We start from the raw sequence: 23,857 nt of genomic DNA on the forward strand, positions 1-23,857 counted from the left end.
GGTACACCTGGTCCACTCTTGCAATCTGAACGTTTGTTTCTCGCAAGTTTTCCTGGCGCGGGGTGGAGCAGCCTGGTAGCTCGTCGGGCTCATAACCCGAAGGTCAGAGGTTCAAATCCTCTCCCCGCAACCAATTTTCAAATTTAACCTGAGAGTCTCTAGACTAGAGACTACAATGCGATTCTATTTTCAGATCGATATCGGATTCTGAAAGACTTGGATATTGGCGTCGAATGAGCATCTTCAACTGCGGACAACTCAGCGGCCCTTTGCCTGAAAAGACCGGGCTTGGACGAGAAACAATCTCATCGACAATGCCCATCTTCATGAAGTCATGAGCTGAATAGTAAAAATCGTTTCGACAGTTCACGGATCGATTAAACAACTCCGTTGGGTAGTCATATTTCTCAAGGAAAGGCTCCAAGAAGACTCTCGTAAATCCATCGTTGAACTGCTCATCCTCGAATCGCGGGCGATGAACCATAAAAATCGTGTCTTCATAAGCAACACGATGTGAACCGGCGATAAACAGATTTGTACACGCCGAGGCACAGACATTGTTAGCCATGACAGTCAATTGTCGATCACGAATAAGTTTCATCGCATGGTCAACACTATCTAGCCTTCCACCTGTGCTGTCTATTTCAATCACCTGAATGTTGGTTCCAACAGCGGAGTCTAGGAGCTCTAGTATGTCGTCTGCAATTGAAGGCTGAATCTTGCCTTTAACGACAATCCTCGTTCCTTCCAATTTCGTTTGTGAAACCATTGAGCCCTGTCTTGAATTAAAGATATCAATGAGATGTGCGTTAGGATCAATACAGGTATCTGATCCAAAAGCTGGGAAACATATGACCAAGCCTTGGACAGCAAGAAAGAGAAGAGATAAGAGTGAAAAACCGTCTTTGAGGTGCACTTGCAACTAAATTGCAATCCCAATGCCACAACTGAGACTTCCCGATCGACCTGATCCCACCGAGGTCGAAGCAATGGCCACTTGCCGAGGCCCCTAAGTTGCTGGATTTATTGACAACCTGCCAAGGTAACCATGTTTCACATTAAACGCGTTTTTGCTCGTTGGTGCTGGCGAAGGTCACTCAAGGGGTAATAGGTGTCCTTCCAGGAGACCCCTTGGTTTTTGAGCACAATGAAGGCGGAACGGACTAACACAAATAGTGCTGACAGGTGAGCCAAGGGGAAAAAGAAAACCGCTAAAGGATGGAGATTGAAGTCTTCATTGTGAATCATCGTAATGAGGCCAGGTAAAACAAAATAGACGCTCACCCATGCAGCCACACCTGCAAAACTCGAAAAATACAAGCTGCCGATCAGGGGAAAGAACACAACGAACAGGCAGATACTTGCCATTGCCAATACCCTAAGGAGACTAAATCCTCCCACAAAGCCGAAGACATTCTTCTCCAATCCCTTCATCATGTCACGGGCTGTCCCGTACCAAACGATGCCAATCTCGTCGACCCCCTTTAGAATCAGGCTCTTTCCTCCATAGAGCTTGACCATCATCCCGAGCCCCATGTCATCCACCAGCTCAAGTCGCAGCCAACTCAAGTCCTTGGCTTGATCCAATACCGATTTTTTCACCAGATTGAAAGCTCCAGATCCAAAAAAGTACTTCTCATCAGGCGAATCGATCTTCCGCGTGCGCAAAAGGTTTACGGCCAGGGCTCCGTAGCCGAGTGTCATTACTGAGAGCCAAAACGAGCGAAGACAGGCTGGGTTGTCAAACATCACTCCCAGGTGCTGCCCACTCTCTTGCTCACAATAAGAAACGGCCTTCTCCAAAGTGTGAGTATTCAGTTTGACATCAGCATCGCAAAACAAAACCCACTCTCCCCGCGCGTGCTCAAGCCCCTTTTGCAGGGCATGTACTTTGCCCACCCAACCAGATGGAAGTTCCTTCACCTGGACGGAATGAAGCCGAGAATCCCGGGATTGCCACTGGTCAATGATCTCCTGAGTTTGATCAGTGGACCGATCATTGACGACGATAAACTCAAGATTGGGGTAATTGAGACTGAGGGTATTTGAAAGCGACTTATGGATGTTCTTTTCTTCATCTTTGGCGGTGATCACCACACTCACCAAAGGCCACTCAGACCTCTGCACCACATCCACGTCGCGCAAAAGAGGAATACCCTTCACCTGGCTGTCAACCAGTCGATGATACACAATCCACATCAGGATGGCCGATAAGGAGAGCATGAGAATGACAACAGACATGATTGCCCCACTGAAAAAAAACCGTCTTCAAACCCTGGCCTGATGTGATAGTAGTTTTAGTCATGAACAAAGGCAACCTCACAGTCCTTATTACCGGAGCAACATCAGGAATTGGCCTGGAGTTGGCAAAGGTGTTTTACGAGCAAGGGCACCCTCTTGTGCTTGTCAGCCGAAATCCACAAAAGCTCCGCCAGGTCCGGGCTGGTTTTTCTGACCCCAGTCGGGTCGAAATCTTAACTCAAGATTTATCCGAGCCGAACGCAGCCCTGGAGGTCTTTAAAAAGTGCCAAGAAATGAATCTAACGATTGATGTTCTTGTGAATAACGCCGGCATGGGCAAGATGGGTGAACATGTGGATATCAGCCCTGCCAGCACAAAAGACATGATTCAGCTCAATGTGCTTTCTCTCACCTTGCTCAGCGCCCTGTTTGGCGCGGAGATGAAGAAGATGGGACGGGGTTATATTCTCAATGTCGGCTCGACGGCAGGATTTCTTTTGGCTCCCTATATGGCTACCTACATTGCCAGCAAGCATTTTATAAAGAGCTTTTCTATATCGATTGCCAAAGAGCTAGAGGATCATGGCGTGATCGTTCGTTGCCTCTGCCCCGGGCCTACAGAAACCAGTTTCTTTGAGAAGACTGGTAAAGAAGCAAAGTTCTTTTTTTCTCCCCGGCTCAGAGCTTCGGCTGAGCAGGTGGCCCAACAGGGATACTACTCTTTGTTTAGGCGCGGATATATCTGCATCCCCGACTGGCGGAACTACCTGATGACATTGCTCCCCCGTTTTTTCCCCTATTCCCTTAATGCCTGGGTGGCAAAACGTCTGATGCGAAAGTCAGTATCGAATTGAGACGCTTGCTTAAATGAACCAACCTGCCGATAGGTCTAGGTGGTAGGTTTGTAATCTCGTTTTTTGGTATGGCGGAAAATTGAAGATCATTAAAGACACCATAAAGCGGCACCGCGTGCGCCGCGCTGGCCGATGGCTGGATCGACGGTTTGATTCCTTAGAGGATACCGAGTTGGCCCTGATCGCCTTGACGACAGCAAAGGTCATGAGGGACCTCAGCGCCAACCTCAACGAGGAATTGGCAAACTGTATCTTGCGCGGGCCGGACTTCACAGTTGAAGAACGCTACCATTACTACTTTGGCCTCAAGACCATTTTGCGCGACATTATCGACAAGCAAGAACAGCGGCGAATGGAGCAACTGGAGAAGTCAAAGTATGATCCCAACTATTTCACCGAAAACCGCAAAATCCTTGTTCCTCTTGAAGCAGCCGAACGAATCTTTCGCGACACCAATCGCCTGCTCATTGTTGCCCTAGGGGCCTCCATTGACGGCAAAACGGAAAGACTTGCCCGCGGACTCTGGAATAAATTAGCCCATGCCCGCAAGCGCACTTTTGACCAATTGGACGAAGAAACCGCAAGACTGATCCGCCGCCTTGGATATGGCCCCCTTGGCCTCAATGAGGAGAGTGATCAGCTGTCCGCGATACGTAGCAGTTTTATGAATCTACCCATGCCCGAACCCTGGTTTATGAATCCATGCCCAAGTGGAGACGTTTTGATGGCCGCCTAGCCTCTATAAGAATGGCACTGCCAATGGCCAAAGAAACCCAAAACAGAATGGTCAAAAATCTGGCCCCTCTATGATGACCGCAGAGGTTCCACATACAACAGTTGCCGGCAGTGCTCGCAGCTATCGCGAAAGGTCCCGGTCAATTGAACCCTGGTCAAATTGCTATCCTTGCCGCAATAGGGGCACTTGGCTCGTGCGGAAAGAATTTTTTGCTTATTCAAAGGAACAAATACCAAGGACCCTAGGGCCAAAAGAGCAAACGTTGGAACCGCAACGAAGTGAACCACAGGAATGAGGGCTGAAACCAATCCTATGCCAAGGAAAATCCCAAACCATTTAAGAGTCTTTTTCAGCCTCTCAGCTGAGGAGTATCGATGAATTTGAACTTCCAAAGTCGACGCCTCACTCACGCCATCTCCCCTGACCACCATTGTTAGCTTATCCATTGACCCTGCCTCGCCTTCCATCTATACCCCACCTATATCATGACTGAGGGAGCAAGAAAAACGCCCGATTGGACAACTGAGCTATGAGTCATGCAGATTTTAAAATGGGTGCCGATTTATGGTCGCAGTTTTTGGCTGAACTTGGGCCAAATGCCTTTCTTGTCGGGCCTCTCTGCGCGTCACCACCAGCCAACTCAGGACCGACCATCTATGTGGACGGCGGAGCCCGGTGGTTTCGCGAGCCTGGCATCAGTATCGGCGATGGCGACTCCTGGGATGAGATCCCACAGGTACTTCTTTACCCCGACAAGGATGTTTCCGATTTGGGGTTTGTGCTGCGAAGTCTGCCTTTGACTGTGCGCTTATTGGAGCTGGTGGGCTTCCTTGGTGGCGACAGGGATCATGAGCTTTTCAACCTGGGCGAGATTCACCGCTTTCTTGGGGCTCAGTCAGGCCGAGTCGCTCACATGGACCAGTCGGTTTTAGGGTTTTCCTCGGGCACCTGGCAATTGGAACATGAAGGCGTATTTTCCCTTTTGAGCCTTGCTCATGTACAGGTGCAGATTCAAGGAGAAGTGGAGTTCCCTGTCGATCTGCCAATTGAATTCCACCCTCTCGATAGCCGTGGACTGTCCAACGAGTCTCGAGGACTTATTTCTCTGACCACCACAGGCCCCATTTTTATCTTTCTGCGGTAAGGCGCCTATCTACCTCACCCGTATGAGGTGGTTGAATAGATACTTTACAGTGACAAGCGACTCGACGACAGAGAAGAAACTGGACAGTTTCGAGCGAGCTGAATCTTGCACAGTTCAGAACGTGGGAGAATTTTATGGGGGAAAGGAAACGGGTTCAAGACCTCGTTATGGCAGTGCTGTGCCTGACGAGTGGGGCCTTGTCGTTTAGTTGTTCGCCCTTTCACGCAGCGGAAAGGGACAGAACAGATACCAATTCGCTCGGACAAGCGACGCCAGGGACACAACAGTCTCTGTCAGTCACTTCGTTTTCAACGACTCTTTATCCGGTTTTGAAAGCCAATTGCGGATCCTGCCACGGCACCTATGTTCACCCACTGTTTGCAGTTAGCGACATCCGTTTTGCTCACGATGCGGTTATCAGCTACAACCTGGTCAACCTCCAGGATCCATCCACCTCGTCAGTACTCAGTAAAATCGGAAGTGGTCACCAATCGGTGAACACGAGCCTGAACAACGATTTGGAACGATCCATCCGGGACTGGGCCGGGCTGATGGACCCGAGCAAAGACCATCAGGCCCCAAGTGTCCGAGTCATTTCACCCCTTGACCAAGCGACTGTCAGTGGCTCCTTGTTTATTCACGTTTCGGCAACGGACAACGTCGGCGTCACATCAGTCACCCTCGTTCTCAATGGCAAGGTGTTAAATGCACTGGAGCTGACCCAGCCGCCCTTTGGCTGGCCGTGGGATACAACCAAGGTGGCAAATGGCACTCACACCCTTGCGGCTCAAGCCAAAGATGGGGCTGGGAATATTGCCACCTCCACTGTCGTCACTGTAACGGTCAATAATGTGGCATCAACTCCATCGCCCCCACCGCCGCCACCACCACCCGTGGCCGAGGACTCCTACACCTGGATTTCGCAAAACATTCTCGTCCCCAAGTGCTTGTCCTGTCATAGTGCAAGTACCCATTATAAAGGCGTGGACTACTCCACCTATGCGAAAACCATCAGTACTGGCGGTGTTGTATCTGGAAATCCGGGCGCCAGTAAGCTCTATACGACTTGCCAAAATGGTTCCATGCCGAAGAACTCAGGAAAGCTCTCCAGTGATCAGCTCAATGCACTCAGCACATGGATCATCAATGGGGCTAAGCAGTAAGACACCTTAGGGATGGTCAGGATTAAAGATCTGAAAGTCCCGACTGAGGAAGCTGCCAATGCTTCCTGTGCCCTGGTCGAAATCCTCATAATACAGGGTGCGGTGGGCGTAGAGGAGAACCGGCGGGGCCGATGGGTTGTCTTCCAAGACCTGAAAGAACATCAGCTTGATGACATTGCCGCCGGCTTCATGACGAAGGGGCAACATGGTTTCTGCTCCCGGATCGCCGGTTGGAAACAAGGGTACATTCTTTAAGGACACCCGATAGCAGCGTTGGCCATTTTGAGGGGGAGCTTCCTGAACACTCACATCGATGAGCGGTCCATGCTTCACCTCCCGGTCATTCATGAACACACCAGTATGGCGGATGGACTCTTCAAAGCTGGTTAAACCATCGGTGCCCATATCAGCCGTGGCATCACGTGGATCCAAGGGGTTAGAGCCAATGCGGAACTCAAGGCCATCAAAAATCAAATCCCCATCTCGATCAAAGTTGTAGGGGTCCGTACTCAATGAAAGATCGTCGCAATCACTTAAACCGTCCTGGTCCGAATCCAGGTAAGCCATACCTTCAATACAAGCGGCCGGACAGAACCCCCCGTTTTTCAGCCAAATCTTGTCAGAGCAATCCTTGTGAGTGCTATGAATCAAAGGATTCAGTCCCAGTGCAATCTCCTCGGCGTCAGGCAGGCCATCACTGTCTGAGTCGGTGGCCAGGGCTCCTGATGATGAGATGGCTCCATTCATGTTAACAGCCGCAAAATGACGTAGGACATATTTACGATTGGCAAATATCCCCACCGCATTGTAATCAACCGGCCCGGTGTCATCCGCCACAATGGAGCGGCTGCCGAAGCCACCTGCGGCCTGGGCTGCCAACACCGCTCTGTGCATCATCAAACCACCGTCTGGGTTGCCGTTGAAATTATCCATAAAATAAAAATAGACATTCACCCGACTGGCCTCAACAGGATCTTTTGGGTTGACCTTCCCCGTGTGGATCAATTCGACTACCTTATCGCTCAGCTCCTTGGGTGTCACATCGGTGGGCGCACCATCAGTGACAATGACCACACTGTAGCGGCCTGAAGTATTGGTGGCCAAATCGTCTTCGATACAGCGCTTGGTGTTTTCTAAGATAGCTTTAAAGGGCGAGTTCCCCAGATGAGGATTACTCAGGGTGTCCATCTGGTTCATGGCCTTTTGTAGCTGATTGTAATCGGTGTCCACCCGAGACTTGAGAAACTGACAGGCGGTTCTCAGCTGAGGGAGCGTGGGCGGATTGGTGCTCGCATCCGGAAGAAAACCAAAAACATCCTGATGAAGAGCGCCTAATGTAATCGTGAAATTGTCGTCATCCTTGTATTCGTCGACAAGCTTGCGCAGGCCTGCGACCCGACGAGTGGTGCCCGTCGTGGCGTTGTGGGGGTCCACACCTTCCATACTCTGAGACATGTCGGTAATAAAGATCACTCGATTCAGATTCTCAAGGTAATTGGGCGTTTGCGTACACACCAATCCGTCCTCGGATGCCGCGATAAAGGACTCCTTTTGGAAAAGCCTCACATCGGAGCAACCAAAGAGACCCGCCAGAGCCAATGCTGGCAAGACCTGGATTATAATAATTGAGCACTTCTTTGGACTCATCCCCCACCCATAATTAAGACAACCGCTCGCTGTCCTTAAAACGACAACAACCCCGAATCACTTTCTATTGATCTAATTTGGCAACTCTCACTTTCTGGGGCCAACCCTCACAGCCCAATTCGCGAATAAAGCTAACCTTCTTTTCCGCATCAACATCAATTCGGTATTCATATCCCGATTCACTCTCAAAACAGACTTTCACCTGGCCACCTGAAGCCGGAGTTTCGCAGTCGCCTATAGTGGCCGGTAGCCGCTGAATTCCCAGGTCGATTTTCTCCCCGGTATCCACTTTGGTGATTTCCATTTCTGCCGTGTCACCAGACTCACGACCTTCCAAATCGAATAACACCACCCATGCCCCGGCCTCGTTATCGCAGACAGGACCTGTTTCGGATACGCCAGAAAACACGCTCTCCGATCCCAGCCACGACACCACCAAGCGACTGCCACTTTCTACGATGCCCACATCACCCGCATTGGTGAAAAGGAAACCGACGGCAAAAGTGACAACAAAGCTGATCCCAAAAATATAAAGTCTGAACATCTTGTCCCTGATCTTTTCTCTCATTGCTCCACCCAACCAACCCCAACCATCGGGGTTATTCTAAGCTCTATGTGAGCAACGGATGTGCCACTTTTGGGCCCAATAGAGAATAGATCGACACCGAAGCTTGTCTAAGCCCTTCGAAAGCGTTTGATTTCTTGTCTCACGTTAAGACATTGACGAAGTGTCAAAAAGATCGGCAACCCTAGGAGCCGTCTAGTTGTTTTTCCAGATGGATCGGCAGTTGCGCAGACGTTCCAACTGTATGCCCTGAGACTTAAAGGTACCCTCGGCGTAACAACGATACTCCGCCTCACGATTGAGGGCATGGAGTTCTTTCACCACTCCGGGGGACATACCTAGGAGTTTGAGTCCCTCACCCTGCCTCTTAATCCTCCAGGCAGGAGACTGGTATCGGACCTCCACTTTAAGAGCCTGTCCAACTCGTTGCTCTTCATCCACTTCCAAAAGTAGACTATCCACTTCGCTGGCGATTTCACTACTGCTGGCGGACGCCCCAGCAGGAAAACAGAGAAGCGCAATAAACATCATGGCTAAGGTTCTCACATCACTCTCCCGACGTTTTTCAGGCACACAAGGACCAAAAGGGGCACTTTTTCACGCCTTTAGACCGTCTAAACCCCATTCAAGGGCACAGGAAGCCTAAAAAGCAGGTTTCGTGCCGAAATCGAGAGAAATCAGACTCTTAAGTCTTCCTGGAGGCTGGCATCAAGCATTTTCCTGGCATAAGCCTCCGCTTGATCCGAATGAAGTTGGGAGAGGAGTTCCATAGAGATCAACACATTTTTGTTCTCATCCATGCTCACCCTAATTTTGCCTGTCTTTGCCCTATAGGGCGAAAAGTAAAGATGCTTCTCCAAACGCATGACAAAATCCGGGGATGGCGACCGATCCCCCAGCGACACATGAAAGTCCAACGGATGAATCATTCCCTTAGCTAGTTTTTTGAGTCCTAGGCGACTGATGGTGCGTGTGGGTACAAAGTAAGACTCCCCCTCAGAATTCTGCAGTTGACAGCGGAACAGGCCAACTCTCTGCAGACGACCCTTAGAACCACCGATCTGTATCCAATCCCCCTCTCCCAGGCCGGCCGTCACCAACATGGCCACAGCCGGCATGAGTCCGCGACTGAATTCCACCAGTAGGACGATGAGCATGGCAACCAATGCCACGAGACCCGCCAATTCGAAAAGCACACTCCTACGGGCCATGAAAAAGGTGGCGTTAATGACAAAAAACAAGGGAAAGATGAGGTTAAAAACCACGCGCAGGGTGGGCACGTGAAGTCGTCGCGACCACCCCGTCCTTTCCAGGTGACGCAAGAGGGCCTGTACAGTGAAGAACACGGCAAAGCCCACAGCAATAATCCAAAACAGAGCGGCCAATCCATACCAAGAAAACCAGGCCAGTGAACGATCAATCTCTTCGAGCAGATAGGATTTATCTTCCAATTTTCCCCCTATACCCAGTGGGTGTCCTGAAAGTGAGTACCAATGGAAAAAGTCAAATCTGGAGGAATCTGATATATGCGCCCATCCCGATCACAACGTGCCACCAAGCCAGTAGCCTCAAGGGAATTCAACTCACGGCGCAAGATGCGGACATCCCAGATCAGGGATTCCCGTAATTGACCAATTGTCCTTGGGCCATAGCGATAGAGCTCCTTGAGGAGAATCAAAGAGCCTTCACTAAAGGCGTCCAAAAATCCAAAGCCTTCAACCATGGATTTATGTAGCGAAATTTGCAATCGATCGCCGGAAACTCCCTCCAGGCTATGGACCCACAGAGCCAAGGCCAAGCGCAGGTTGCCATGGCTGCGACTCTTAAGAGTGCTAAAGAACAAATGTTCATCCCCAGTCTTCCAAATTTGCTTAATCCGATCCAGGCCGAGGGAGCTGGCAAATTCAAGCTCCAAGCCACTTAATTTGTGCCGATCATAAATCACTCGTCTCAAGCATTCACCATCTAAAGGTTTGAGTCGAACCACTTCGGTGAAGACCGAACGCAAATCAAAGGCATCTTGAAAGAGTCCGTAATTGGGGTCACGAATCGTGGCGATCCAACTCACATTCTCAGGGGCCCGGACAACAAGATCGCAAAATCGCTCCATGCCCTCATAGCCGGAGGGCTGAAGCCAGTTATCCAGATTGTCGATCATCACAACCATGTTTTGCCGGCGTAACTCACGCAGAAGGTTGTTGATTGAGGCGTCAGTTCCCAGCTCCGCCCCCAGCGCAGGGAGAATTCGGGTTGTGGTGTGATAAACATCCTGCTCTAAGCGGACGATCCGCGCATTAGGGAATTCCAACTGACAGATGTTCAGCAGTGAGGTTCGCCCCATTCCGGGCTCCGCCGTCACCAAGAGTCTGCGTCCAATGTTTTGTTGTCGCCCTTGCCCCAAGACCACATCTAAGGCCTCCCGGTGGGCCGAAAAGAATCTCCGATCCTGTAGAGGGTCCAAAGAAAAAAGCCTCTGGTAAAGCCGCGGCAACTCTTCTCTGGTTTGGGCGAGATAATGATCTTCGAGATAACTTCTCACAACTTGGGCATCCAGACGACCCTCATGAATCCTCTCCCTTAAGGCGGTGGCTGCTTGATGGCCCTCCAGTACCTTAAGACTCCTTCGCAGATCTTTGCCCACCCGCCTTGTTTTTTCCCCGATCACCCTTTTGCGGACTTCCCACTTTTGCGCTAGCCACCCCTGAACCCCGCGAATCCGCGTGGTGGCCGAATCAACAACGCCAGCACGATGGAGGCCTTTCCAAAGTTCCGTATTGGCCTCACCTATAAACTGGTGAACATCCTCCTCGGTTTGAGACAGTTGCTTCAGAAAGTCGTTCTCCAAATCCGAAATCTTATCAATGGCCCTGGCCACCGCACCTTCAGCATTGGATTTGGCCTCCGCAAACTCTTCGGCTGCACTTCCGTGTGTTGACTCCAAGGAGTATTCAAGAACATTAAGAGCGTCCTCACACTCCACTGCCAAGGACTCATTAAATCCAAAGACCCTTTCCATTCGTGACTCAATGAGAGGCAGGACTTCAATCAAAACCGACTCGTGGAAGTTGTTGTCCAGATTGATACTGATGACATCCAATTCCTGAGGCCTATAGACATCTCGACCAATGGAATCCTCAGTCAAAATCTCGAGCTCTCGCTGATGGACCGGCAGGCGCTCACGGATGGCATGGGTCAAATCGCGATTGAGAAGTCGATTGCTACCGAGGGAAAGAGATCTGAATCTCAGCTTCCGCAAGCAGTCCGCTCCCACGGCGCGGATATTGTTTTCCATAGCTTTGACATCAACCTGAGTTTCGGGAGTGATTGTGGCAAGACGTTTTTTGACTTCAGCCAAATGTCCCTTTAATTCCCCACAGACGTGATGGACCATTTCCCGTGCACCTTCCAATGGTTGTAGACATCGGCCCTCGATAATCTCGTCCACAACTTTCTGGATATAGCCCGTCATCAGGTGAGCTCGTAGAGTATTATTAACAAAGAGAAACTTTTCTTCCCAAAGTTTCACGTCTGCTTCGGCACCGTGGAGATAACGACTGACCTCTGGTTCAGCCAGGGAAAACCTCACCTCATCACTTCTCAAAAATGGACTGCCCACATTATTTAGTGACCAGCTCAACCCCCGACCTGCCTTTGAAAGCATAAAACGAAAATCCGACTGCGCCAGGTCCAGGCTCCCCTTTAACAACTCCTGACATTTTGTCCAGATCTCCTTCTCCTCCACATTGCCTGCTACCAAGCCACGACGAACCTCCTCGGTGATCAGATATACCGCACGAATCCAATTGTTAGAAAAGGTCCAACTAAACTGAGACAATGCCGGACACAGGTGATAGCGGACAATGGATTGGAGGGGAACCTCACGGCGCAGAGGTCGATGCTTAGGGTTCAAAAACAGTTTGAACCGCAATCCCATCTTTTTGATTCGAATGGACCAACTGTCTCCCGTCTGCCAGCGAAAATGCTCCTCTCGGAAGGGAACCGTCACTACCGAGGACTGTTGCAGGAGCAAACCGTCTTGCTTCTGATAGAGAGATAATACCGCTTTTGCCCTTTGTCTCAAACGAAAGGTCTGCTCCTCCATGGCATCCAAAATCTCATCATTAAATACTCCTTTGCTGCCAATATGACTCTGAAGATCTTCGATCACGCCAGAAACCAAAGGCTGAAAACGCGCTCCCATTAGGTCCTCAAAACCCTGTTCCAATTGCGCGAACAAATCCTTTGCTCTTGTGCGAACCTCCTCATCATGCACATCCCTTAAATCGAGGGAAGGGTGCAAATCTGAGACTTCAATTGGGGCCAGCTCTGTCCTTTCCCCGTGGGCAGATTGATCCTCAGTGGCGACCCGGGGTATCGTCGCCTGAAGGGCTTGTCTCAGCGTCACCGGGCCCACTAACAGATTCAATGCCACCATGCCCATTCCAACCAATTCAATGGGGCCTGCCAGAGCGGGCAACTCATGGGCCGCCACTCCGACGAGGCCCAGAGTCACCCCCGCCTGAGGCAGATAGGCCAACCATGAACTTTCTGTAACTTTGGAATTCTCGCCACCCAACTTCGATCCCCACCGGGATGAAAAATAGTAGGAAATTGCCCGCAGAGCAAACAGCAGCAGAGCCAAGAGCCCCACACTTTTAACCCCACTCAAATCCAAGGCGGCTCCGGCATTGGTAAAAAACACGATAAATACAGGAAGGCTGATTTTTTCCAAAGGTCGATGAAGCTCACCCTCCCACTTGGAAAAGTTCCCCACCACCATGCCTGCAATAATAAACACTAAAAGTAATTCCAGCTTGAAGGCAGCACTCAGCTCGGCCACACCAAGAATGGTTGCTGCCACAAACAGCAGCATCTCTCGGCGAACAAAATGCAAATAAAGCATCAGCAGTCCACCCAATACTCCGCCAGCAAGCAGAGATAGGCCGAGTTCAATCAAAAGATGCACCACAACCGAGGCATGACTCGCGGTTTGACCTCCATCATCATCAGTAAGCACTCCCGCCATCGCCAATACAAAGGCCAACACCAACACCACTATCAAATCTTTGGCTACTGCCATGCCCAAGACCAAATCGGTCATTCGCCCCTTGGACTGAGCCTCGTTGGTAACCGCCAAAGCAATTGCGGGAGACGTGCCAATGGAGAGAGCCGCAAAGATCATTGCCAAGGCCAAATCCGCCATAGCACTGCCAGTGGCAATGATTTGAAACTGCCGCTGTACAAGGAAAAAGCCACCGCCCACCAGTAATGCCAGAGTGATGATCTTAAAGCCAATGGTCGCCAGCAGAGTCTTAGAAACCTGACGCAAAGATTCAAAACGCAACTCCAACCCAGCATTCAAGGCAATGAGCCCCAAAGCCAGGGTGCTAAACATCTTAATATCCTCAACGACTGATGTACTGAGGACATTCATCACTCCAGGGCCCAAAATGACACCTGCCAAAATGTAACCCGTCACCTTCGGCAATTTAAACCGGCCGGCAATTTCAGAGGCCGAATAGGCCGCCAGGAGCACAAAGCCAACACTGGCCAAAAACAAGGGTACCCCTCCCGTTTGCGCCACTCCCAAGGTCTTCAAGGCAATCATTGCCGCGAGAAGAATTCCAAGTACCACGACTTGTCTAAACACCAATTACTCCTAACGCCGCCAACACTCCGGATAAAACACGGCAAACAAAACAAATATCTCCAGACGTCCCGCAATCATCAAAAAACTTAAGGCCATCTTGCCCAAGGCAGGGATAAACTCATAGTTCTGCAGTGGCCCGACACCGGAGAGTCCGGGACCTACACTCGATAAGCAAGCCACAACCGAACTCATGGCCGTCATCAGGTCCAATCCCAAAAAAACCATTAAGATTGACCCAAACGCAAAGAGCAGAAAGTAAGCGCAAAAAAACAATAAAATGCCATTAACCACATAGCCCGGAATTGTTGCTCCCCCTAGGCGGAACGAAAAAACTGCTTGAGGATGAAGCACTGAGCGAAGTTCGTGAAGAACTGCCCGATACATGACAAAGACCCGGGAGGCCTTCAGTCCACCAGCTGTTGATCCGGCACTTGCCCCAATAAACATACACACAAACAGCAGGAACCTAGCCAAATTTGGGTAGGCATCGAAGTCTTCGGTCATCAATCCAGTGGTCGTAGTAACAGCGACAGTCTGAAACAAACTGTAACGGAGAGACTCAAAAAAACCGCCATGGCGGTCTAAGGTCAAAAGGGTGATCACTCCACCCACCAGCAGATTGATCCCAAGGAAAAATCGCAATTCGTAATTACGCCAAAAGGATCTTAGCTGTCCTTTGATGAGACCATAGTAAAGACCAAAGTTAAGACCTCCCAGCAGCATGAACACAATAGAGATCCAATCAATAACCGGACTTCTAAAAGCCCCAATACTTGCCCCACGCGTGGAAAACCCACCCGTCGATAAAATCGAAAAGGCATGACAAAAACTCTCAAAAAGATTCATTCCAGCCAAATGAAGAAGGACAAGACAAATACTGGTTAACCCGGCGTAAATCCACCATAACCGCAAAGCTGTTTGCCGAATACGTGGCTTCAAATCCTCTGACACGGGGCCTGGAGCCTCCGTGCGAAACAACTGTTTGGCCCCGACTCCCATTTGAGGAAATACGGCCACAAACAGCACGACAATCCCCATGCCGCCAATCCAGTGAGACAAACACCTCCACAGATTTGTCGACCGACTCAAGCCATCCACATCTGCCACAACCGTCGCGCCAGTCGTAGTAAAGCCAGAGACTGCCTCAAAGATGGAGCTGGAAAGGGAGGGGATGGCGCCCTCCAAATAAAAAGGCAATCCACCAAAAAAGCCCAGGGCAATCCAAATAAAAGCCACTACGCCAAAGGCATCTTTGCGGTGGATCTCCGCCTTTGCCCTGCCTCCTACCTTTCTCAACACCAAAGCCACGATCACAACCAGCACTGCGGTCATACCGTAGGCAAAAACACCATCACCATTGTTGTCAATGACGGCCACTGCAAGAGGGGCCACCAAAAACAAAGCCAATAGCATCAACAAAGAAGACACATATAAACAAACGACTCTTAGATTCAACTTCTCACTCCTAAGATCCTAGAACCCGTTTTAGAGTGCGACTGAGTTCATTGATCTTTGCGGAATCCACCGCAAATAGCAAATGACTGTCGGGAGCCAACCGCAATGCTGGTTCTAATGGCGCGAATTCTTCGTGGCGAGAAACAGCAAGAAGGTGGCAGTCAGAGGGCCAACTCAAATCTCCAAGACGAACCTCTCCTCCATGCCAACTTTCCGGAATATGGACCTCGGCAATCTCGTGATGGCACGAAGGCAGAGATTTGCGTTGTACAATCCAGTCGGGGGTGGTCAGCATGTGGATGTGTTTACCCACCAACTCATGGGAACTCGCGGTCCCGGTGACGCCGAGGCGATCGTACACCTGGGCATAGCCGGGGCGGTGAACCAGAGCAAATGTAGCAGCAACACCCAACTCCTTTCCCAATAGAGAACTCATCAAATTCACCTCGTCGGCACGAGTCACAGCAAGCAGACAATTGGCTGCCTCCACATGCTCATCGTGAAGCATGGAAATATTGGTTCCATCGCCATGAACAACGGTGACGCTTTCCAACTCTTCAGAAATTCGCTGGCAGCGGGAGCGATTAACATCGATGACCATCATCTTGCCACATTCGGCCTGAAGACCCTGGGCCAATTGAAATCCAACATCCCCACCGCCAATGATCACAGTCCGCTTGCCACCAAAGCGGTCACTCAGTCGGCGTAAGGCCACGCCAAAGGATTCGGCAGACCCGCACACGAGAAGCCTGTCGCCTTCATAAACCCGGCTGATTTCTTCGACCCGGCGAAATGTGTTTTCCCGCAGGACACCGGCAATTCTGGTTTGCTTCCCAAGCTCGATCTCACTCGGAGGTTTATCCAAGTGGCGAAATCCATCCGCCACTTCAGCCACCCCGATGTTGATAGAATTTAAGGCGAAATTGCCCACGAACTCGCAGTCCAGCTGACGAACTCGACGAATCAGCTCGCTGCTCACCAGGCGAGAAGCACACAAAATTGCTGAGACACCCAGGACGTTTCGGTCTACTCCACGGGGGTTGAGATAAAAAGCGGGGGCATCAACACGCGCCACAGATTTTTTAACTGCCACCTCGCGTGCCAAAGAGGCACTCACCATATTGACCTCATCAATGCCTGTCACGGACACAAACAAATCACAATTCTCGATCCTCGCTTTCTTGAGTACCGGCCGGAAGGTGGCATTCCCACAGAGAGTCATGACATCCAGATTTTCCTCAACTCGCTTTAGAGCCTCGGGTGATTGGTCAATCACTGTCACTTCATTGCCTGCTGCACTGAAGTTAGCCGCTAAAAAAGTTCCCACATCACCTGCACCGACAACCACGACTCTCATCAGGAATCCCCTTCCGTTTGAGCAGGTAAATCAATCTTTACCTGGATTTCGCCGGCATCCAAAAGCAGGCGCCTCAACTCCACATAGCCCAAAAGCTGATTGAGGAGCACTCCTCCTAAGACTGCCGACAAAACGAGATTCCCCCCCGCGGGAAATCGCTCCAAAAAACTCAAGCCGATGGCAATTGCCATCAAATCCTGACCCATCAGGCCAGCACCTAAATTGGGCCCCCTCTCCCCATGGGTTCCCGCCAGTTGCCGAAAGATTGAAGGCGTGACTTGCTTCATCGCCCAATAGCGAATGGCGAAGTAGGCCGATGGGAACACCCATTCTAGCCCACTTACAGGTTCCCAGTGGGCTCCGGCAAATATCAACAACATCACAAAAATTGGTTCGGCAATCCGATCAAGTGCCGGTCGAATATCCACCGCATATTGAGAGGCCAGCCCCAGTGTTGCGCCAAAAATAAAATTCACAAACAAAGGGGAAATCCCAAGTGCTGTGCCCACACCACTGGCAAACACCACACCACCGAAGGACGCCAGGTAGAGGCGATCCTCTTGAGATTCCCGTCCGATAAACAAAGAAAACAAAAATCCACAGGACACTCCGGCGGCAATTGCTGTCAATGCCCACTCTGAAACCGTAATTCCCATGCTGCCCGCAGTTTCCACTGCGCGGGAAGAGGAAAGGGCAAATCCAAAGACCAACACCGCCACCATCTGGAAGACTCGGGCCAGTAACTGCAACCTCTCCGTCACCGGTCCACTGTTGCGATAGAGGCTTTGGGCATTGTTCAGCAAGATGGTCGAGGCCGAAGCCGCCCCGGCCCCTAAGGTCAGGGCAATCCACAAATGGGTATCGCAAAATTCAAATCTGCTGACCTCCTGCCATGGCCATACCCACTCGAAGCTCCACAAAACCACGCCATGGCCCACCTCACTTGAGAGAATGAACAAAGTCATTGCACCCATCAGGACGGAAACCACCAAAAGGACGACCAAAGAAGCTGAAACCCCGGCCCAGAAAACTTCCCGCGACTTCAGGGTGTCGCGAATATGCAATCCTAGAACAAAACCCACCAAGCCAATCAATAGACTTAAAAAAGGCTGAAATTGCGACAATGTTTCGACATTGATGAGATGAAATCCTACTTTGGGGCCAATAACCGCACCCAAAAGAATGTACAATAATCCCGAGACCGAGATCAGGTTGGACTTGGTTTTTTTAAGTGTCGCACTAATGAGAAAACTAAATACAACCAAGAGGAGCAGGGCCACTGTGGTGTTGACCATCGCGCTGAAAATCCTTTCGCAGAGCCAGCCAAAATTTACGCTTAATTGTTTCAAGCCCAAAGACTGGTGTCAAACCAGGCCAGTCCATGAACATCATCCTAACTCTTTGTTTTCTATAAATTATGCATCGTCCCAATAGGCTTCTTTGTGGAAGCCCCTTGAGAAGCAATATTCTTTACAAAGTTCGCCTATCTCTGGCTAATCCCCAGCTTTGAACCTAGATTCTTCCGGTCTCAGGAGGTCGAAGGGTGACAGTGAGGATGATGACGAGAATGCTGGCAGTTGTGATTACAACGTTGGCGATTCAAGCAGAAGCAACTCAAGAACAAACAACAGATTCCGCAAAGCAATGGACAGCAAAAGAATTCTTGAGCCAATTCCTGGCTGCTGACGAGGATCTTGTTCAGGCTCAAAGCCGGCTTGAGGTGAGCCGTCAAATCTGGTTGGGAGCCGATGACCTCTATACCAGCCGACTGTCAGTCTCGCCAACAGCCAACTGGAAGGATCAGACGTTCTCCTCTAGCGCCGGCAAATCTACCTACGATGATCAAAGCTCCGAGGTCACGGGACGCCTGGTGCAATCTTTCCCCTCAGGAACTGAGCTGGAATTTAAAGCCCAGGGCTACATGGAAAGAACCAACCCCACCCTCGGTGGCATTGATCGACAATACACTCTCACCCTCAATCAACCACTTTGGCAGAATGCCTTCGGCCGTCAATGGCGTTTGGAGAGGGATCGGGCCCTCGATTCCTATGAAGGCGAACAGGCTTCTATTGCTGCATCCAAATTAGTCGCTTGCGAGAAGGGATTAAATCTTTACTTTACGGCCTACGCAGCTCAAGAGGCGGAGCGAGACCATGCCCTCATTTTGAATTCAGCAGAAAAGGCTCTTCAGATCGCTAAATCCGCTTACCAGAAAAGACTCGTCAGACCCATTGACTACATGGCGGCACAAGCTGACTTTTTGCGCATTCAAGGACTGAAGCTCCAAGCTGACCAGGAGCTCAGTCAGTCTCTTACGGTTCTCGCATCCTACAATGAAAAGGCCTTGTCCGCCTTGGTGCTGACGGACCCGAGTTCCCTCTTACAGGCTCTTCCCTCTGAGGACCCACAGTGGTCCAGTCACCCCCAAGCGCTTGCCAGCCTCAAGGAAGTTACCGCCGGGGAAAAGGCCATCGCCAAAGCCGAAGATCTGGCCAAGTCCCAACTGAACCTTCTACTACAGGCCGGACAGATGGAAGGTCGAGTGGAATCCGGAGCTGACCTATTGGATTACGACGAAAACTTCTACAAAGTTGGCCTCCAGTGGACCATCCCCCTTGGAGACACCAACCTCTCAGCCGAGATCGAAAGGAAGCGAGCTGAAAAGAGGGCAGCACTCGCCCGCCAGGCAGCTGCCGAACGCATGTGGAAAGAGGACCTTCAACAACAGCGGATCAATCGCGCCACCAAATCCGAGCAACTGAATCTAAGTGAGCGCAAAATCAAACTTTATGATCAGCAACTCAAGGAAGCCTTTCGCTTGCTGCGCGTCGGCAAACTGGAGTTCAATGATTTTATTCGCTATCAGGACACTCTTCTCAACGAGCGCATCGCCAGACATCGACTGCGTTCGCAGATGTGGGAAGCCTGGTCCCGATGGCAATTCCTGAGTCACCGGACTCAGGCCTTGTGTTTGGAAGGTGGGGTATGAGCCGGATAATTAAGTACTTTATTGACCGTTCCTTTGTTGTGAATTTGATCGCAGGCTTTATCTGTCTAGCTGGGGCCATCACTCTCACATCCATGAAGAGGGACCTCATACCCCCCTTTGAGTTCCAGATGATCCAAGCCCACATCTCACTGCCGGGAGCAACACCCGAGGAAATGGAGAAATTTGTCGTCTTCCCATTGGAGGAGTCTCTCAAAGGCTTGCCCGGCCTGGAAAAAGTGGAGTCAAAAAGCTCTCCAGGTAGCGCAGAAATTAATCTTTTTTATGATGCCAGCTTCAATAAAATGACTGAAGCCACGGAAACCGTTCGCTCACGCATCGAAGCCCAAAGAGTGCGCCTGCCTCAGTCCATCCGTCACATTAAAGTCGAACGGGTCAGGGTTAACGAGGTCTTCCTGTTTGTTCTCGCCTTGGAGAATTTTGAAGAGGACAACACCGACCATCGGCTCTACATCAAGAAACTAGAGGAAAAACTCGGACAAATCCGTGGCGTGGTAAGAACTGAGGTTCATGCCCGGGCCAGGGACGTTTACATCGAGTTTTTTCCCGAAAGACTCAAAAGTTATGATATTTCGGCGACTCAGGCCCGGCGCGCAGTGCTTGAGTCACTGAGACTCACCCCGATTGGCCAGGTCACCGACAACGAATCCCGCTTTTCCGTGGAACTGGCCAAGGCTGACACTTCGCTTGAGGACCTCAAAAACCTCCCCATCACCTCCAACCTGCGTGGCGATGCCGTTACTTTGCGACAAATTGCCAAAGTCCATTACCGACTTGCAGATCGGGATCGTATTGTCCAATACAATGGTGAGCCCACCGTCACCCTACGAATTCTAAAGGACACTCATTCGGATACCATCGACCTCAAGGGGCAGGTTCTTAGGGTTGTGGCCGATTACAACAAAACTCTGCCAACTCCCCTAGTAGCCACCGTCTTTGCTGATGGGCCGGCCTTTATTGAAAAGCAGATCCAGGTCCTCAACCGCAATGGTCTCCTCGGCCTGGCTTTGGTCATTTTGATTTTGGTTCTCTTGCTCAACTGGCGCACCTCAATCATGACGGTATTGGGACTTCCAGTTGCCTACCTGGGCACCCTAGTGGTTCTTCAGCAAATGGGCGTGGCGATTGATTTGATTTCCATTATCGGCATGATCTTGGTCATCGGAATTCTTGTTGATGACGCCATCATCGTCAGCGAACGCTATGTGGAGAATTTGCAGGAGGGTCTTCCTCCTCGCGAGGCGGCTTACCGTGCGGCAAGGGATCTGCTTGTTCCGGTGACAGGAACTGTTCTCACCACTATCGTGGCCTTTGCACCCATGCTCCTCATCAAAAGTGAGATCTCAACAGTACTGTTTGCCGTCCCCCTGGTGATCATTGTCTCTCTGGTGTTCAGTTGGATGGAAAGCTTTTTTATTCTGCCCAATCACCTCGCCCACTTCGTCAAGTCTGCGCCCAAGCAATCAGAGGACTCTTGGTTCAATCGTATTCGCCGGGGTTACGAGTCTCTTTTGCGCTGGACCCTTAAAGGGCGCTACCCCATCATTCTCGTCCTCCTTGTTCTGTTTGGTGCCAGTGGTTACTGGGCGGCAAAGAAATTACGCCATGACTTTAACCTGCAGATCAATCTTGAGCGGGTCACAGTTTTTGCGGCCCTCAATCAAAGCACCTCCCTGGATGACTCAATGAAGCAACTGGCTCCGCTTCAGGAAACACTACTCAAACTTCCCAAGAGCGAGGTCGAGACAGTCTATTCGCGAATCGGTAGTGTGTGGATGGACGGTCGCATGCAGGAGGGCTACCGATTTGCACGCTTCGACCTCTATCTGGACAAAAACACCGACTACCCGACTCGACTGAGAGACAAGGTTCAGGAACACACCGAAAAGCTCCTGGCTCCGTTCAAAGAGTCAGGACAGTTTGAAAAGATCTACTCAAAGGCGAGCAGGGAAAACCTAGACAAAGACAAAAGCTCAATGGTCACCGTGCAGATTCGCGGCGGCGAAGAGGTGGACTTCCATGAAATTGAAAAGTCTCTCGCTGCAGCGGCCCTAAAGGTGGAAGGAATCAAGGAAGTGGTAGAAGATCCCGATCGCTACCGCACGTCATGGCAATTTATGGCTGATCCCAAATCCCTTCTCCAGCACAACCTGAGCCCGACAGAACTTGCCAACCAGCTGCGCGGCCTGTTTGTCCCTGATGAACTGATTGAAACGCGCATTTCGGGGGAACGGGTGTACATTTACACCCAAAGCCTCCGCGACAGACCGCCAAGATTTGAGGAGTTGAGCCATTTGTCCGTGGTCACACCTCGTGGCATTGATGTTCCCTTGCGTTTTTTGGGACAGTGGAAACAAAAGACGACCCTCAATAGAATCCAACATTTGGATGGTCGAAGAGAGCTTAAGGTGGATTTTAAGTTTGATCCGCAAAAGACAAATTCCACGACTGCAAAGGGCAACATCAGGTCTGCGATTGAATCGGTGCAACAGACGTTCCCCACCTATGATATTTCTGTCGTCGATACCAACGAGGAGGAAGCCAAAAATCGTGCCTGGGCTCTTAAGGTTGCAGCTGTTGCTGTGAGTGCCGTACTATTGATCCTGGCTTTGATATTGGGCAGTCTGACTCAACCCTTGTTGGTGGGCCTGCCAATTCCCTTTGGCTTGATTGGCATCATATGGGCTCTCTATCTGCACGATTTGCCTTTGGGTCTGATGGCGATAATTGGTTTGGTAGGGACTGTGGGAGTCTCAGTGAATGACTCACTCATAATGGTCAACCACATGAATCACCTGGCGGCAAAAGCCGGAAAGACCTTAGACCGAGAGCATATCATCAACGGCGCTTCGTCTCGGTTTCGCGCGATTCTTCTCACCACCATCACCACTCTCGGTGGCGTCTTCCCCATGGCCTACTCCTTTGGCGGAGAATCTGGATTTACCCAACCCCTGGCTTTTTCTATGGGATGGGGTTTGAGCTTTTCCACCCTCCTCACCTTGTTCATTCTTCCAGCACTCCTAGAGATTCGTGGGGATGTGCTCAAACTATTGGATAGAATTTGGAATTGGCAAAAAGGGAGATCCGCAGTAGCAAAGACAATTCCCTCAATGAGTGAGGACCTCACACAACCGTCTCTCATCGAGTCGCCTGAACTGGTTGCAATGAAAGAACACAACTGGGAAGACCCCGCCAACAACCAACATCCAGATCTCTAGCCGAATCCTGGCGCTGGCTACTCAGCGGCGCCAAACTGGAACCAGGACCTAGGATGAGATTATTCGGCCAAATCAAATCCAATTCGCTTTCGCACAAATGACTGCGTCATTGAATAAATTGGGACTATTCAGTCTTTCAAATTGATCACAATATCACTTTCTCAACACAAGATTTTCTTCGCGACGTCCCCAAAAATTCGATTACGATTTTTCTGCCAAGGAGGGCAAGAGTATGACCATTGAACAAAGCATTGAACAGATTGAAAAACTCTTTCACGTTGTAACCGGTCGCTCGGCAAGTGAACATCAAGGGACTTATGCTCCTCTTCACCCAGAGACTGATCCAGTTGTTACCATCGAACGTCGTATTGAAGATTTGGTGACCCTCCTGCAGAATCCGGCAGTGATCCCGCCTGCCCAAATTTGGACTCCACCCATGTCGGTTTGGGAAAACGAGCGAGAGTATTTGATCAAGCTGGACCTTGCCGGAGTCAAAAAAGAGGATATCGACCTGTCGATTCGGGGCAACGTCCTCTTTGTGTCGGGTTCACGCAAACCGCGGGCTCCCGAAGCCGGTTACACCCTGCGTGTGACTGAGAAAACCGTAGGCCCCTTTCAGCGGGAAATCATTCTCCCTCTCGGAGTTGCCACGGCTCGCCTCCACTCTCAAGTCATCGACGGAGTGTTGGAAATTCAAATTCCCAAAGGTGGAGACGAGAATTCGACTTCCTCTGCCAAAACCGGAAAACACTAAAACCAATTTTGTCAGACACTTTTAAAAATCCGGCTCTTTCATTTCGAAGGAGCTCAACTCAATCAT

The 23,857-nt window shown here is 50.6% G+C and carries 18 protein-coding genes and 1 tRNA gene; 8 read left to right on the top strand and 11 right to left on the bottom strand.

Features of this window, described 5'->3' with window-relative positions:
- Positions 1-56 precede the first annotated feature (56 nt).
- Positions 57-133 (top strand) — tRNA-Met (locus H6624_05180).
- Between the two features lie 30 nt (positions 134-163).
- On the opposite strand, the gene H6624_05185 is transcribed toward H6624_05180, so the two are convergent.
- Positions 164-769: a hypothetical protein gene (locus H6624_05185; protein ID MCB9083712.1), complete on the bottom strand. Its 606-nt coding sequence runs from the start codon at positions 767-769 to the stop codon at positions 164-166.
- A gap of 284 nt (positions 770-1,053) precedes the next feature.
- Positions 1,054-2,241, bottom strand: a complete 1,188-nt coding sequence (locus tag H6624_05190; GenBank protein ID MCB9083713.1) for a glycosyltransferase — start codon at positions 2,239-2,241, stop codon at positions 1,054-1,056.
- A 62-nt stretch (positions 2,242-2,303) separates the two neighbouring features.
- On the opposite strand from H6624_05190, the gene H6624_05195 reads away from it, so the two are divergent.
- Both H6624_05195 and H6624_05200 read left to right on the top strand, forming a co-directional pair.
- Positions 2,304-3,095 carry an SDR family oxidoreductase gene (locus tag H6624_05195; GenBank protein MCB9083714.1) on the top strand — a complete coding sequence of 264 codons (792 nt, stop codon included), beginning with the start codon at positions 2,304-2,306 and terminating at the stop codon, positions 3,093-3,095.
- Between the two features lie 79 nt (positions 3,096-3,174).
- The gene (locus tag H6624_05200; GenBank protein MCB9083715.1) at positions 3,175-3,831 is read left to right on the top strand and encodes a hypothetical protein; all 657 of its coding nucleotides are present in this window, start codon (positions 3,175-3,177) and stop codon (positions 3,829-3,831) included.
- A gap of 68 nt (positions 3,832-3,899) precedes the next feature.
- Here H6624_05200 and H6624_05205 read toward each other — a convergent pair whose 3' ends face one another.
- Positions 3,900-4,277 carry a hypothetical protein gene (locus H6624_05205; GenBank protein MCB9083716.1) on the bottom strand — a complete coding sequence of 126 codons (378 nt, stop codon included), beginning with the start codon at positions 4,275-4,277 and terminating at the stop codon, positions 3,900-3,902.
- Between the two features lie 83 nt (positions 4,278-4,360).
- Between H6624_05205 and H6624_05210 the strand changes: the two genes are divergently transcribed.
- Positions 4,361-4,975, top strand: a complete 615-nt coding sequence (locus H6624_05210; GenBank protein MCB9083717.1) for a hypothetical protein — start codon at positions 4,361-4,363, stop codon at positions 4,973-4,975.
- Between the two features lie 134 nt (positions 4,976-5,109).
- The gene (locus H6624_05215; protein MCB9083718.1) at positions 5,110-6,138 is read left to right on the top strand and encodes an Ig-like domain-containing protein; all 1,029 of its coding nucleotides are present in this window, start codon (positions 5,110-5,112) and stop codon (positions 6,136-6,138) included.
- A 6-nt stretch (positions 6,139-6,144) separates the two neighbouring features.
- On the opposite strand, the gene H6624_05220 is transcribed toward H6624_05215, so the two are convergent.
- The 8 genes from H6624_05220 to H6624_05255 form a co-directional block, all read right to left on the bottom strand.
- The gene (locus H6624_05220; GenBank protein ID MCB9083719.1) at positions 6,145-7,785 is read right to left on the bottom strand and encodes a hypothetical protein; all 1,641 of its coding nucleotides are present in this window, start codon (positions 7,783-7,785) and stop codon (positions 6,145-6,147) included.
- 64 nt (positions 7,786-7,849) lie between these two features.
- Complete coding sequence (locus tag H6624_05225; GenBank protein MCB9083720.1) at positions 7,850-8,353, bottom strand: hypothetical protein; 504 nt, start codon at positions 8,351-8,353, stop codon at positions 7,850-7,852.
- Between the two features lie 192 nt (positions 8,354-8,545).
- Positions 8,546-8,896, bottom strand: a complete 351-nt coding sequence (locus H6624_05230; protein ID MCB9083721.1) for a hypothetical protein — start codon at positions 8,894-8,896, stop codon at positions 8,546-8,548.
- 131 nt (positions 8,897-9,027) lie between these two features.
- Complete coding sequence (locus tag H6624_05235; protein MCB9083722.1) at positions 9,028-9,801, bottom strand: mechanosensitive ion channel; 774 nt, start codon at positions 9,799-9,801, stop codon at positions 9,028-9,030.
- An 8-nt stretch (positions 9,802-9,809) separates the two neighbouring features.
- Positions 9,810-14,000 (bottom strand): cation:proton antiporter, encoded by a 4,191-nt coding sequence (locus tag H6624_05240; GenBank protein ID MCB9083723.1) that lies wholly within the window; start codon positions 13,998-14,000, stop codon positions 9,810-9,812.
- A gap of 9 nt (positions 14,001-14,009) precedes the next feature.
- The gene (locus H6624_05245) at positions 14,010-15,455 is read right to left on the bottom strand and encodes a TrkH family potassium uptake protein (GenBank protein ID MCB9083724.1); all 1,446 of its coding nucleotides are present in this window, start codon (positions 15,453-15,455) and stop codon (positions 14,010-14,012) included.
- Positions 15,456-15,465: 10 nt separating this feature from the next.
- A complete protein-coding gene (trkA, locus tag H6624_05250; protein MCB9083725.1) occupies positions 15,466-16,812 on the bottom strand; it encodes a Trk system potassium transporter TrkA in 1,347 nt (448 codons plus the stop codon).
- Complete coding sequence (locus H6624_05255; GenBank protein ID MCB9083726.1) at positions 16,812-18,107, bottom strand: hypothetical protein; 1,296 nt, start codon at positions 18,105-18,107, stop codon at positions 16,812-16,814. Before H6624_05255 ends, trkA begins: the two co-directional genes overlap by 1 nt.
- A 248-nt stretch (positions 18,108-18,355) precedes the next feature.
- Here H6624_05255 and H6624_05260 point away from each other — a divergent pair, with 248 nt between their 5' ends.
- From H6624_05260 to H6624_05270, 3 genes are all read left to right on the top strand, one after another.
- Positions 18,356-19,801: a TolC family protein gene (locus H6624_05260; protein MCB9083727.1), complete on the top strand. Its 1,446-nt coding sequence runs from the start codon at positions 18,356-18,358 to the stop codon at positions 19,799-19,801.
- Positions 19,798-23,037: an efflux RND transporter permease subunit gene (locus H6624_05265; GenBank protein MCB9083728.1), complete on the top strand. Its 3,240-nt coding sequence runs from the start codon at positions 19,798-19,800 to the stop codon at positions 23,035-23,037. The genes H6624_05260 and H6624_05265 overlap by 4 nt, the downstream gene beginning before the upstream one ends.
- A gap of 232 nt (positions 23,038-23,269) precedes the next feature.
- A complete protein-coding gene (locus tag H6624_05270) occupies positions 23,270-23,791 on the top strand; it encodes an Hsp20/alpha crystallin family protein (GenBank protein ID MCB9083729.1) in 522 nt (173 codons plus the stop codon).
- Positions 23,792-23,857: the final 66 nt, after the last annotated feature.

This window comes from Pseudobdellovibrionaceae bacterium, from assembly GCA_020635075.1.
Taxonomy (GTDB): domain Bacteria; phylum Bdellovibrionota; class Bdellovibrionia; order Bdellovibrionales; family UBA1609; genus JADZEO01.

Coding starts and splice junctions, on each gene's coding strand:
- H6624_05205 (MCB9083716.1), bottom strand. CDS start 4,277: ATGGATAAGCTAACAATGGTGGTCAGGGGAGATGGCGTGAGTGAGGCG.
- H6624_05265 (MCB9083728.1), top strand. CDS start 19,798: ATGAGCCGGATAATTAAGTACTTTATTGACCGTTCCTTTGTTGTGAAT.
- H6624_05215 (MCB9083718.1), top strand. CDS start 5,110: ATGGGGGAAAGGAAACGGGTTCAAGACCTCGTTATGGCAGTGCTGTGC.
- H6624_05220 (MCB9083719.1), bottom strand. CDS start 7,785: ATGAGTCCAAAGAAGTGCTCAATTATTATAATCCAGGTCTTGCCAGCA.
- H6624_05185 (MCB9083712.1), bottom strand. CDS start 769: ATGGTTTCACAAACGAAATTGGAAGGAACGAGGATTGTCGTTAAAGGC.
- H6624_05270 (MCB9083729.1), top strand. CDS start 23,270: ATGACCATTGAACAAAGCATTGAACAGATTGAAAAACTCTTTCACGTT.
- H6624_05190 (MCB9083713.1), bottom strand. CDS start 2,241: ATGTCTGTTGTCATTCTCATGCTCTCCTTATCGGCCATCCTGATGTGG.
- H6624_05210 (MCB9083717.1), top strand. CDS start 4,361: ATGAGTCATGCAGATTTTAAAATGGGTGCCGATTTATGGTCGCAGTTT.
- H6624_05225 (MCB9083720.1), bottom strand. CDS start 8,353: ATGAGAGAAAAGATCAGGGACAAGATGTTCAGACTTTATATTTTTGGG.
- H6624_05195 (MCB9083714.1), top strand. CDS start 2,304: ATGAACAAAGGCAACCTCACAGTCCTTATTACCGGAGCAACATCAGGA.
- H6624_05255 (MCB9083726.1), bottom strand. CDS start 18,107: ATGGTCAACACCACAGTGGCCCTGCTCCTCTTGGTTGTATTTAGTTTT.
- trkA (MCB9083725.1), bottom strand. CDS start 16,812: ATGAGAGTCGTGGTTGTCGGTGCAGGTGATGTGGGAACTTTTTTAGCG.